This window comes from Neisseria benedictiae (assembly GCF_958267435.1).
GTDB classification, from domain to species: Bacteria; Pseudomonadota; Gammaproteobacteria; order Burkholderiales; family Neisseriaceae; genus Neisseria; species Neisseria bergeri.
The window spans coordinates 20,741-31,808 of sequence record NZ_CATQFV010000010.1 but is presented as its reverse complement, the minus strand read 5'-3'; the positions used below and the strand labels follow the sequence as shown (position 1 = coordinate 31,808).

Annotated in this window: 10 protein-coding genes, 4 tRNA genes and 3 pseudogenes; 8 read left to right on the top strand and 9 right to left on the bottom strand. The window is 50.2% G+C overall.

The window, feature by feature from the left end; genetic code table 11:
* Positions 1 to 49: 49 nt before the first annotated feature.
* Both Q3O12_RS00440 and Q3O12_RS00435 read right to left on the bottom strand, forming a co-directional pair.
* Positions 50 to 508, bottom strand: coding sequence for a DUF2247 family protein (locus Q3O12_RS00440; protein ID WP_301668830.1), 459 nt, complete (start codon positions 506 to 508; stop codon positions 50 to 52).
* Positions 509 to 717: 209 nt separating this feature from the next.
* On the bottom strand, positions 718 to 1,071 hold the full coding sequence (locus tag Q3O12_RS00435) for a hypothetical protein (RefSeq protein ID WP_301668829.1): 354 nt from the start codon (positions 1,069 to 1,071) through the stop codon (positions 718 to 720).
* Between the two features lie 121 nt (positions 1,072 to 1,192).
* Here Q3O12_RS00435 and Q3O12_RS00430 point away from each other — a divergent pair.
* The 3 genes and pseudogenes from Q3O12_RS00430 to Q3O12_RS00420 all read left to right on the top strand — a co-directional run.
* A pseudogene (locus tag Q3O12_RS00430) lies at positions 1,193 to 1,297 on the top strand (IS1595 family transposase); the annotation flags it as partial.
* Positions 1,298 to 1,384: 87 nt separating this feature from the next.
* The gene (locus Q3O12_RS00425) at positions 1,385 to 2,218 is read left to right on the top strand and encodes a DUF4198 domain-containing protein (protein WP_301668828.1); all 834 of its coding nucleotides are present in this window, start codon (positions 1,385 to 1,387) and stop codon (positions 2,216 to 2,218) included.
* 153 nt (positions 2,219 to 2,371) lie between these two features.
* A pseudogene (locus Q3O12_RS00420) lies at positions 2,372 to 2,923 on the top strand (IS1595 family transposase); the annotation flags it as partial.
* A gap of 330 nt (positions 2,924 to 3,253) precedes the next feature.
* Here Q3O12_RS00420 and Q3O12_RS00415 read toward each other — a convergent pair.
* Entirely contained in the window at positions 3,254 to 4,258 is a 1,005-nt protein-coding gene (locus Q3O12_RS00415) for a quinone-dependent dihydroorotate dehydrogenase (RefSeq protein ID WP_301668827.1), read from the bottom strand.
* 230 nt (positions 4,259 to 4,488) lie between these two features.
* On the opposite strand from Q3O12_RS00415, the gene acpP reads away from it, so the two are divergent.
* From acpP to Q3O12_RS00395, 4 genes are all read left to right on the top strand, one after another.
* Positions 4,489 to 4,725, top strand: a complete 237-nt coding sequence (gene acpP, locus Q3O12_RS00410; RefSeq protein WP_002215574.1) for an acyl carrier protein — start codon at positions 4,489 to 4,491, stop codon at positions 4,723 to 4,725.
* A gap of 155 nt (positions 4,726 to 4,880) precedes the next feature.
* Positions 4,881 to 6,128, top strand: a complete 1,248-nt coding sequence (gene fabF / locus Q3O12_RS00405; protein ID WP_301668826.1) for a beta-ketoacyl-ACP synthase II — start codon at positions 4,881 to 4,883, stop codon at positions 6,126 to 6,128.
* A 27-nt stretch (positions 6,129 to 6,155) separates the two neighbouring features.
* Positions 6,156 to 6,371 (top strand): hypothetical protein, encoded by a 216-nt coding sequence (locus tag Q3O12_RS00400; protein WP_003753348.1) that lies wholly within the window; start codon positions 6,156 to 6,158, stop codon positions 6,369 to 6,371.
* A gap of 138 nt (positions 6,372 to 6,509) precedes the next feature.
* Positions 6,510 to 7,637 carry a glycosyltransferase family 4 protein gene (locus Q3O12_RS00395; protein ID WP_301668825.1) on the top strand — a complete coding sequence of 376 codons (1,128 nt, stop codon included), beginning with the start codon at positions 6,510 to 6,512 and terminating at the stop codon, positions 7,635 to 7,637.
* A 637-nt stretch (positions 7,638 to 8,274) separates the two neighbouring features.
* On the opposite strand, the pseudogene Q3O12_RS00390 reads toward Q3O12_RS00395, so the two are convergent.
* Positions 8,275 to 8,790: pseudogene (locus Q3O12_RS00390) on the bottom strand (bile acid:sodium symporter family protein); the annotation flags it as partial.
* A 277-nt stretch (positions 8,791 to 9,067) separates the two neighbouring features.
* On the opposite strand from Q3O12_RS00390, the gene Q3O12_RS00385 reads away from it, so the two are divergent.
* Positions 9,068 to 10,282, top strand: coding sequence for an MFS transporter (locus Q3O12_RS00385; protein ID WP_301668823.1), 1,215 nt, complete (start codon positions 9,068 to 9,070; stop codon positions 10,280 to 10,282).
* A 22-nt stretch (positions 10,283 to 10,304) separates the two neighbouring features.
* Here Q3O12_RS00385 and Q3O12_RS00380 read toward each other — a convergent pair whose 3' ends face one another.
* From Q3O12_RS00380 to Q3O12_RS00360, 5 genes are all read right to left on the bottom strand, one after another.
* Entirely contained in the window at positions 10,305 to 10,589 is a 285-nt protein-coding gene (locus tag Q3O12_RS00380; RefSeq protein ID WP_301668821.1) for a hypothetical protein, read from the bottom strand.
* Between the two features lie 4 nt (positions 10,590 to 10,593).
* Positions 10,594 to 10,670, bottom strand: a tRNA-Asp gene (locus Q3O12_RS00375).
* Positions 10,671 to 10,702: 32 nt separating this feature from the next.
* Positions 10,703 to 10,778 (bottom strand) — tRNA-Val (locus tag Q3O12_RS00370).
* 39 nt (positions 10,779 to 10,817) lie between these two features.
* Positions 10,818 to 10,894 (bottom strand) — tRNA-Asp (locus Q3O12_RS00365).
* A 32-nt stretch (positions 10,895 to 10,926) separates the two neighbouring features.
* Positions 10,927 to 11,002 (bottom strand) — tRNA-Val (locus Q3O12_RS00360).
* Positions 11,003 to 11,068: the final 66 nt, after the last annotated feature.

Sequence of the window (11,068 nt, the reverse complement as noted above, 5' to 3'; positions counted from 1 at the left end):
AAATGCCGTCTGAAACAGGTTTTCAGACGGCATTTGAATCCGGCCTGCCTTATTTGCCCAAATATTTTGCCCAATTCAGATACAGCCGGGCAATATTTTCTTCATCACGATGATGGGAAGGGGTATAACCGTCTTTAGGCGGTATATACCTGACAAATGATTCTATTTCTTCCGGATAATCGAAATCTGCATAAATTTTTTCAACTTCCCCCAAAGGATCCTCAAATTCTTCTTTTCTATGGAATACATCGCTTAAGAGGACGTACAGCCAATTTTTAGGGGAATAACCCCTCATTTCCGAAGCCAAATCTTCCAAAACAGGCTTTAATTCAAAAATATTGGATTTGTTGGTTAAAGATAGTTTGAACACGCGTCCGTCGCAATCTGAAAGCGTCATTTTTCGGGCATAAGCTGCCACATCGGCCCAACCCAAGTATTTATTCTCATACCCCCACAGAATATCCTTCCAAGAAAGGCGGACTTTTTGAGCGGTTAAATCAAGGTTCATTTTTTACTCCGGTTGCCTGCTTCGTGTTCACACGTCGGTTTTCCTGCCCCGTCGTTCCGCCCCTTTCGATTGATGCCTGTTACGAAAAGTCTTCCAAATGACGGCTGATTGCCTCTTCAACAGTCGGATACCAATCCATAAATGAAGCCCGCAATTCCTCTAAAACCAACTCATTGAATAAATCATCCAAATTCCGCCAATCCGTTTTTTCATCCGGATAAAGAAAGTTTGCCATAACGACAGTTGAATATCCGTTTGACCATATTTATCAGATAACTATCTTCTTTATATAAATCAATCAGCAAAGGCACGATACCCAGCTCATAAAATAATTCTGTCGTATCAGATGTTTCTTTTAACGCGGAAATTATCTCCAACAGTTCATACCCGTGTTGGGGATAAGCAAACAAATAGGGGACTGCTTCACGCAAACATGAAAATGCTTCGTAACTTTGCATTTTCCATATATGTTCATCTTTAAAATCACTCAAATACCATTCATCCAATTCACTTTCCGGGTCAGATATGAGTCGGATAAATTCATTTAGTTCGTCCTTAAACATATCGAATCCTTAAACTTAAAATCTATTTGGGGCTGTCCTAGATAACTAGGGAAATTCAAATTAAGTTAGAATTATCCCTATGAGAAAAAGTCGTCTAAGCCAGTATAAATAAAATAAATTCATTGAGCTATTTGTCGCAGGTGTAACTGCAAGAACAGCAGCAGAGTTAGTAGGCGTTAATAAAAATACCGCAGCCTATTATTTTCATCGTTTACGATTACTTATTATTTACAAAAAATGCAAATAAGAGTAATGTTTCTACTCGCCAAAATACAAGGCCTTTCATTCAACAACAAAATGGAGTGTAGGAACTATGAAACAATGGATGCTTTTAGGATTGCTGGGATTGGGCGCAGTGGCGCAGGCGCACGATGTTTGGGTGGCTGCACCGACACATCAGCCTGCCGGCCAAATCCTGCATGCGGATTTGGGTTACAGCCATGACTTCCCCAATGTCGAAAAAATCGCCGACGACCGCGTACATATTTTCAAACCGCTGCAATTGACCGGCAGCTCAAAGAAAACCGTTGATTTGGTAAATAAAGGCGAAAACTATCAATACGTTTCCAAAGCCGCTTTGCCTGAAGGCTCCTACTGGGTCAGCGCAACCTACAAACCGACTTTCTGGTCGAAAAACCAAGATGGCTGGAAACAGCAAACCTTGAAACAGCTGGTCGGTTCAACCTATTGCGAACAATCGCAAATGTTCGGAAAGAGCTTTGTCCAAGTGGGCAACGGCGCAGTTGATGAAGCTGTATTGACCCGCCCTATCGGCCAAGAGCTGGAACTGGTTCCGCTGAAAAATCCGAACGAAGTCAAAGCCGGCGGTATTTTGCCGGTCAAAGTCCTGTACAAAGGCGAGCCTTTGGTTAAAGCCACCGTTACCGCCAGCTCGGACACTTTGGCGGAAATGGACTTGGAATCAACCCATGACCACCGCGAACCTCAAGGCTTCTCCGGCAAAACCGATAAAAACGGCGTGGTCAATGTGATTACTCTGATTGATGGTTTGTGGAAAATCAAAGTCGTGAACGAGACCGATTACGGCGATAAAAGCGTATGTCAGAAAGATAATACTTACGCAACGCTGATTGTGCCTGTCGGTACCAAACGCGCAGCCGCACGCCATGCCCACCATCATCATTAACAACCATTAAAAAAGGCCGTCTGAACTTTCAGACGGCCTTCATTTATTCTAATTCATAACCCAAATTTCTAAAAAAACGGGAGAATGTTTCCAACTCATCACCATTTAATTGGGCAAAACGGACACGGTTGCAGCCGATCAAAACCACACTTTTATCAAAACAGTCCACATTTAGAAATGTTTGATGGTGAAGTAGAAGCAGATGAAAGTTATTTTGGTGGACAACGCAAAGGTAAACGCGGTCGCGGTGCTGCCGGTAAAGTCGCCGTATTCGGTCTTTTGAAGCGAAATGGTAAGAAAAGTAATGCGCCCCTCTTATGGGACGCAATATATAAGGTTTATACGGTTACTGTACCGAATACTCAAACCGCTACTTTATTTCCTATTATCCGTGAACAAGTGAAACCTGACAGTATTGTTTATAGTAGCTATGATGTATTAGATGTGAGCGAATTTAGCTATTTTAGCTTCGCTGAAACTTCGTTTTCGTATCAATCACAGCACACATTTTACTGAACGACAAAACTATATCAATGGAATTGAGAACTTTTGGAACCGGGCAAAACGTCATTTACGCAAGTTTAACAGCATTCCCAAAGAGCATTTTGAGCTGTATTTAAAGGAGTGCGAATGGCGTTTTAACAACAGTGGGATAAAAGTTCTTGTTCTATCTTAAAACAATTAGTAAATTCAAGTTTATCCTAGTTATCTAGGACAGTCCCATCTATTTTTATCCCCATATCCTTATTTTCCACATCATGAATTTCAACGCCGTTCATATTTTGCGGTTTCCCAAGCCGTCCACCACGGCATAAAATTATTTTTTATATCAATTATTTGTATGTTTAACAACTTACCGCCGGGCTTGCTTTGGCTGCGTATCAAGATTGTCCGGTTCGCGGCGGGCGTTTGCTTTGTTTCAAACAGGGCGGCGCGTAAGGGATTTTCAAGGGGCGGCAGGCGGAAAAAGGAAACGAAAATGCCGTCTGAACGGCAAAACGTGCGTTCAGACGGCATTTTGGGCGGGACGCGTCATCACGCCAAAGCCTTCAAACATTCTTTGACCAATGCCGGACCTTTGTATATCAATCCGCTGTACACCTGGACGGCAGTTGCACCCAAGCGGATTTTCTCTGCCGCATCCTTGCCTTCCATAATGCCGCCTACGCCGATAATCGGCAGCTTGCCGTCGATATGGTCTGCCAACAGCTTCAACACCCGATTACTTTTTTCATGAACGGGCAGCCCGCTCAAACCGCCCTGCTCACCTGCGAGCGGATGGCTGCCGAGGCTTGATTTGTCGATGGTGGTGTTGGTAGCGATGATGCCGTCCATTTCGACGGATTTGACAACGTGGGCGATGTCTTCGATTTGTGCTTCATCCAAATCGGGGGCAATTTTGACGGCGAGCGGAACATATTTCCCGTGTGCAGAGGCAAGCTGTGCCTGTTTGTTTTTCAAAGCCTCAAGCAATGCGCTCAACTCGTCGCCACCTTGCAGCGCGCGGAGGTTTTTGGTGTTGGGCGAGGAAATATTGACGGTAATGTAACTTGCGTGTGCGTAGGCTTTTTCGAGGCAGATTAAATAATCATCGGCAGCGTTTTCGATAGGTGTTACGGCGTTTTTGCCGATGTTGATGCCCAATACGCCACTGAATTTACTTTTTTCGATGTTGCGTATCATGGTGTCGATACCGTGGTTGTTGAAACCCATGCGGTTGATGATGCCTTGGTGTTCGGAAACGCGGAAGAGGCGCGGCTGCGGGTTGCCGGGCTGCGGGTTGGGCGTAACCGTGCCGATTTCGATGAAACCGAAACCGAGCGCACCCAAAGCGTCGATGTATTCACCGTTTTTGTCGAGACCTGCGGCAAGTCCGACAGGGTTGGGCAAATCCATACCCATCAGTTTTACAGGTTTGGTACGGTTGCCGGTTACGGGAATCAGACCGAGCTTATAAGCCGTGTTGAGGGCATTGAGCGTGAAATGGTGTGCCTTTTCGGCATCGAGCGCAAACAGGATACGGCGGGCAAGCGGATACATAGCGGGCTTTCTGTTCCAAATAAAAATGTCGCCATTTTAACCGAAATCGCCGGCCGGACACGGCACATACATCAAATTTGAACGGCAAAACCGGTACCGCCCGAAAATGTACAAATCAGCAAATATTGATATAATAGGCATTAGATAGAAAACTCTATTAAAAGTCGGTACAATACCACCGATTTATTTCCCTTAAACAACCTGCCGCAAGGCATAAAGGAACGACTGATATGTCAAACATCGAACAACAAGTTAAGAAAATTGTTGCTGAACAACTGGGCGTAAACGAAGCCGACGTGAAAAACGAATCTTCTTTCCAAGACGACTTGGGCGCGGATTCTTTGGACACCGTGGAGCTGGTTATGGCTTTGGAAGAAGCATTCGGTTGCGAAATCCCCGACGAAGATGCCGAAAAAATCACCACCGTCCAACTGGCTATCGACTACATCAATGCCCACAACGGCTAACCGGTCGTCGCCCGACACAACAGCCTCTGCTGCACCGCGCAATAGAGGCTTTTCCCTTATATGGCAAACTGTTTGAACCCCTGCCGCAAATTTCAGATGGCATCTGCACGACAGCCGCATATGCCCCCATTCCGACAACCAACAGCGAGGTTATCATGAGTCAGAGAAGAGTAGTCATTACAGGCTTAGGTCAGGTTTCCCCTGTCGGCAACACTGTCGCAGAGGCTTGGGACAACCTGCTCGCCGGCAAAAGCGGCATCGGCGCGATTACCCGCTTTGACGCATCCGACATCAACAGCCGTGTCGCCGGCGAAGTGCGCGGTTTCGACATCGGACAATACATCAGCGCGAAAGAAGCGCGCCGGATGGACGTGTTCATCCACTACGGCATCGCCGCCGCATTGCAGGCGATTGCCGATTCGGGCTTGGACGATGTGGAAAACCTCGACAAAGACCGCATCGGCGTGAACATCGGTTCCGGCATCGGCGGACTGCCCAGCATCGAGGCCACCGGCAAAGCCGTAATCGAAGGCGGCGCGCGCAAAATCAACCCTTTCTTCATCCCCGGTTCGCTGATCAACCTGATTTCCGGACACGTTACCATCCTCAAAGGCTACCGCGGCCCCAGCTATGGGATGGTTTCCGCCTGTACCACCGGCGCGCACGCCATCGGCGATTCCGCCCGACTGATCAAATACGGCGACGCGGACATAATGGTTGCCGGCGGCGCGGAAGGCGCAATCAGCACTTTGGGCGTAGGCGGTTTTGCTGCTATGAAAGCCCTCTCCACCCGCAACGACGATCCCGCCACCGCTTCCCGTCCGTGGGACAAAGGCCGTGACGGCTTCGTCATCGGCGAAGGCGCGGGCGTATTGGTGTTGGAAGAATTGGAACACGCCAAAAAACGCGGCGCGAAAATCTACGCCGAAATCGTCGGCTTCGGCATGAGTTCCGATGCCTACCACATTACCGCGCCGAACGAAGAAGGCCCTGCGCTCGCCGTTACCCGCGCACTGAAAGATGCCGGACTGAATCCCGAAGACGTGGATTACGTCAACGCACACGGCACGTCCACCCCCTTGGGCGATGCCAACGAAACCAAAGCCCTCAAACGCGCTTTGGGAGAACACGCCTACAAAACCATCGTCAGCTCGACCAAATCCATGACCGGTCACCTGCTCGGTGCGGCGGGCGGCGTGGAGGCCGTGTACAGCATTTTGGCAATACATGACGGCAAAGTTCCACCGACCATCAACCTTGTCGAACAAGACATCGAAGCCGGTTGCGATTTGGACTACTGCGCCAACGAAGCGCGCGACGCGGAAATCGACGTTGCCATTTCCAACTCCTTCGGCTTTGGCGGTACCAACGGCACGCTGGTGTTCAAACGCTTCAAAGGCTGATTCCGCAAAGCTGCCGCCGACATCGAAATGCCGTCTGAAACCGTTTCAGACGGCATTTTCAAAACACCCCGCTCGTTGCCGGCACTTCGCGGCACGCAAATCAGCCTTATCAAACCGCAAACAACCGCCTTATATAGTGGATTAAATTTAAATCAGGACAAGGCGACGAAGCCTCAGACAGTACAAATAGTACGGAACCGATTCACTTGGTGCTTCAGCACCCTAGAGAATCGTTCTCTTTGAGCTAAGGCGAGGCAACGCCGTACTGGTTTAAATTTAATCCACTATAATACGCAGGCAAACCCAAGCCTTGCCGGATTGCAGGATGAAACCCTGCCGTAGCAGACCGCATTTCCAATCCATATTCAAGGTGTCCGCCTTATGAAAATCGTTTTTATCACAACAGTCGCATCCAGCATTTACGGTTTCCGCGCCCCCGTCATTAAAAAATTAATCGGCAAAAACCATCAGGTGTATGCCTTTGTATCGGAGTTTTCCGACAATGAATTGGATATTATCAGGGAAATGGGGGTTACACCCGTTACCTACCGTTCAAACCGCAGCGGGCTGAACCCGTTTTCCGATATAAAATCCACCTTCCTCATATTTAAAGAACTCAAAAAAATATCGCCGGATTTGGTTTTCCCTTATTTCGCAAAACCCGTGATTTTCGGCACTTTTGCCGCAAAACTGGCAGGCGTGCCCAGAATCGTCGGGATGCTGGAAGGTTTGGGATTCGCATTTACCCCGCAGCCGGAAGGCATACCGTTAAAAACAAAAATCATAAAGGGGATTTTGATTGCCTTATACCGCATTGCCCTGCCGATGTTGGAAAGCCTGATTGTATTAAACCCCGACGACAAAGACGAACTGACGGACAAATACGGCATCAAAATAAAAAACATCCATATTTTGGGCGGAATCGGTCTGGATTTGCGGCAATATCCTTATTCCGAGGCGGATATTCCCGATGAAAAAGAACCCGTAAAATTTCTCTTTATCGGCAGATTTCTGAAAGAAAAAGGGATTGATGATTTTATTCGGGCGGCGGAACAGGTTAAGGACAAATACCCCGATACGGTTTTTACCGCTTTGGGCGCAATCGACAAATCACGCGGGGGGGGGGGCGATTTGGAACGCCTTGCCGCCCGCGATATTATCCGTTTCCCCGGTTTTGTAAACAATGTTTCCGAAGTGATAAAGGCGCATCATATATTCGTATTGCCGTCTTATAGGGAAGGCGTTCCCCGAAGCACTCAGGAGGCAATGGCCGTCGGCAGGGCAGTGATTACGACGGATGTCCCCGGATGCAGGGAAACGGTCGCCGACAAGGTCAACGGCTTCCTGATCGAACCTTGGAATCCCCGCATCTTGACCGAAAAAATGATTTATTTTATCGAAAACAGGGAAGCCGTCCGCCTGATGGGGAATGCAAGTTATGCGATTGCCAAAGATAAATTCGATGCCGAAAAAGTCGATTTGAAATTACTCGATATTTTGAAGGCGTAAACAAGGCTGCCCGCTTTTGAGTTTCGGTCATTTCTGATAAACCCCCGTCATTCCCGCCACACCCCCGTCATTCCCTCGAAAGCGGGAATCCAGGTTCGTTGAGTTTCAGATGTGTAGGGCGGGCTGTAGGGTGGGCTTCAGCCCACCAAAACCAATCCAAACCACCAAACCACCCCCGCCGTCATTCCCGCTAAATCCCGTCATTCCCGCGCAGGCGGGAATCTAGCCCGCTGAGTTTCAGCCGTCTCCGACAAATTGCCGCAGCGTTAAGTTTCCGGATTCCCGCTTTCGCTGGAATGACGGCGGAGGGGTTGCCGCCTTCCCAGCAAATTCCCGCCATCTAAAATCTCGTTATCCATACAAGAACCGAAAATCTTGCCATTCTCATAAAAACAGAAATTCAAAAACAGAAATCCCAAACCCTCGTCATTCCCGCGCAGGCGGGAATCTAGCCCGTTGAGTTTCAGCCGTCTCCGACAAATTGCCGCAGCGTTAAGTTTCCGGATTCCCGCTTTCGCGGGAACAACGGGATATTTTTGCATTTGGCAAAAATGCCGCCTGAAATTTTTTCAGCGGTCGTAAGATGTTGTGCAGGGGAAGATGTAGCAACTGTATTTTTCACCCCCTCGGGCAAAAATACAGTTGCTACGGCACTGAACCGGAACATCCCACAACCGTCCATATCCACCGTCTGACCGGCCAGGCAGGTCATCCACAAAGGCTTGACGGCCGGAGCCGGCACCGTGGACACCGTCGTCATCCCGACTGAAAACGCCACATCGCCTTTGGCAAGGAAGCTCATAATATTGGACGACACGCCGCCCGGATACGCCCCCACCAACACCAGCCCCAAAGTCAGCCCCGGCGAAAGATCGAACAGCTTGGCAATACCGATGGCGAGCAGCGGCATCACGGTATATTGCGCCGCCGCACCGATAAACACATCCAAAGGACGCTGCGCCAAAATCCGGTAGTCCTCCCTGCCCAAAGTCATCCCTATACCCAGCATAATGATGCCCGGCACCAAAGCCTGAACATCGCCCTTGACCCATACAAACGAAGCCGGTTCGATAAACGCAACCGCCGACGCAAGCAAAATGACCAAAGCCGTAAACCGCGTCAGGTTTCGGCTCAAACCAATCAGAAAACCCATCACACACGCCTCCCGAAACGGCGCACCTTGCGCCGGGCATCATTGCCGCCCGTGCAAAACCGGCCGGCGGCTCGCACCGTCCCTGCCCGACCTGTTGTACTAACCGGAATTAACAAATACGGCACAAATATTAACCCGAACCGCAAACGCCCATCAGGCCCTTTCAGACGGCATCGGCAGGCATACCGTTGGCTATATCCAAAGAATCAGGAATTATTTAGCCCGAATCATCCGGGTTGTTAAAATTCGCAAACTTAACCGACTCAAAATACACATTATGACGCACACCGCATCGAAAACACCCAAGCTCTGGGCGGTCATTGCCGCCGCCGCATTCATCCTGCTGATTACCATCGGCATGAGGATGACGCTCGGACTGTTCGTCCAACCCGTCGTCAACACCACCGAATTGAGCATTGCCCAATTCAGCCTCATCATCGCCGTTTTCCAACTGATGTGGGGCATATCGCAACCATTGTCCGGCGCGCTTGCCGACCGTTTCGGCGCGTTCAGGGTATTAAGCGGCGGCGCCGTCCTGCTCGTCTGCGCCTGCCTGATTGCCCCCAACATCCCGACTTATTGGGGGCTGATGATTGCCGTCGGGCTACTGCTCGCATTCGGCACAGGCTCAGGCGGTTTCTCCATCATTATGGGGCAGGTTGCCGCCCAAGTCCCCGCACACAAACGCGGCTTGGCATCCGGACTGGTCAACGCAGGCGGTTCGGCAGGACAATTCCTGTTCGCACCGCTGGTTCAAGGACTCGTCGTCCTGCCCGAAGTCGGCTGGACGGGTACATTTTACGTTTGGGGCGCAATCGCCCTGCTGATTCTGCCCGTCTCATGGTGGCTTGCCGGCGGCAACAACACCGCCCACACCCAACACGCCCAAGCCACACACGGACAAAGCCTCGGAGAAGCAGTCAAAACCGCCTTCAAAACCCCAAGCTACATCCTACTGCACCTGAGCTTTTTCGCCTGCGGCTTCCACATCGCCTTTCTCGTAACGCACCTACCCACGGAAGTCGCCCTATGCGGACTGCCCGCCACCGTCGCCTCGACATCCATCGCCATCATCGGACTGGCAAACATCGCCGGTTGCGTGTTCTCAGGCTGGTGCACAAGCCGCGTTCGGGGCAAATACGTCCTGTTCGGACTGTACACCTCACGCGCCGCAATGATACTCATCTACATTTTTTCACCCAAAACCGACCTCAACTTCTACATTTTCGCCGCCGCACTCGGATTCACATGGCTCGCCACCGTCGCCCCGACCGCCGCCGTTACCGGCAAACTCTTCGGCACACGCTACCTCGCCACCCTGTTCGGACTGGTGATGCTCACCCACCAAATCGGCGGCTTCCTCGGCTCGTACATCGGCGGTATCGTGATTACACGATTCGGCGACTACGGCTGGATGTGGTACGCCGATGCCGTACTCGCCGGCACGGCAGCCCTGCTTGTCCTCCCCATCCGCGAACCCGAAACCGCCTGACAAAAATGCCGTCTGAAAACCTTCAGACGGCATTTTCAAAAACATCCGACATATCCGCCGACATTTCAACCCACAAAACGGCAAGAAAGAAAGCCATAAAATCCGCAAGCATCCTCCTGCCCATTGATACGACAGTAAGCAACATCAGAACAGCACGCAACAACTGTCCGAATCCGTATCGAAAATACCATCCAATGATAAAAAACCGGATTAAAACGGCAATATCCGGGCAAAACAGACCCAAAACAGACAAACCCATCAAATCGGGCAGACGAAAAAATACCGACCCTAAGGTCGGTATTTTCAATACTTGGCGCGGCGGACGGGGCTCGAACCCGCGACCCCCGGCGTGACAGGCCGGTACTCTAACCAACTGAGCTACCACCGCGCATCCATTGTTTGCAACAATGAAAGGAAACTTGGTGGGTGATGACGGAGTCGAACCGCCGACATTCTGCTTGTAAGGCAGACGCTCTACCAACTGAGCTAATCACCCGTGTATAAAAAATACCGACAGAGTCAGTATTGTGAAACTTGGCGCGGCGGACGGGGCTCGAACCCGCGACCCCCGGCGTGACAGGCCGGTACTCTAACCAACTGAGCTACCACCGCGCATCCATTGTTTGCAACAATGAAAGGAAACTTGGTGGGTGATGACGGAGTCGAACCGCCGACATTCTGCTTGTAAGGCAGACGCTCTACCAACTGAGCTAATCACCCCTGCGATTTGCGAAAACGCTATTAGACCAAATAATCGGCCTTCATGCAAGCATTATTTGACCGCCC

What these genes read in the sequence shown, in the direction of transcription:
- Q3O12_RS00400 (WP_003753348.1), top strand. Translation starts at nt 6,156, where the DNA reads ATGCCGTCTGAAACCGTTTCAGACGGCATTTTCAAAACACCCCGCTCG.
- Q3O12_RS00440 (WP_301668830.1), bottom strand. Translation starts at nt 508, where the DNA reads ATGAACCTTGATTTAACCGCTCAAAAAGTCCGCCTTTCTTGGAAGGAT.
- acpP (WP_002215574.1), top strand. Translation starts at nt 4,489, where the DNA reads ATGTCAAACATCGAACAACAAGTTAAGAAAATTGTTGCTGAACAACTG.
- Q3O12_RS00435 (WP_301668829.1), bottom strand. Translation starts at nt 1,071, where the DNA reads ATGTTTAAGGACGAACTAAATGAATTTATCCGACTCATATCTGACCCG.
- fabF (WP_301668826.1), top strand. Translation starts at nt 4,881, where the DNA reads ATGAGTCAGAGAAGAGTAGTCATTACAGGCTTAGGTCAGGTTTCCCCT.
- Q3O12_RS00385 (WP_301668823.1), top strand. Translation starts at nt 9,068, where the DNA reads ATGACGCACACCGCATCGAAAACACCCAAGCTCTGGGCGGTCATTGCC.
- Q3O12_RS00395 (WP_301668825.1), top strand. Translation starts at nt 6,510, where the DNA reads ATGAAAATCGTTTTTATCACAACAGTCGCATCCAGCATTTACGGTTTC.
- Q3O12_RS00425 (WP_301668828.1), top strand. Translation starts at nt 1,385, where the DNA reads ATGAAACAATGGATGCTTTTAGGATTGCTGGGATTGGGCGCAGTGGCG.
- Q3O12_RS00415 (WP_301668827.1), bottom strand. Translation starts at nt 4,258, where the DNA reads ATGTATCCGCTTGCCCGCCGTATCCTGTTTGCGCTCGATGCCGAAAAG.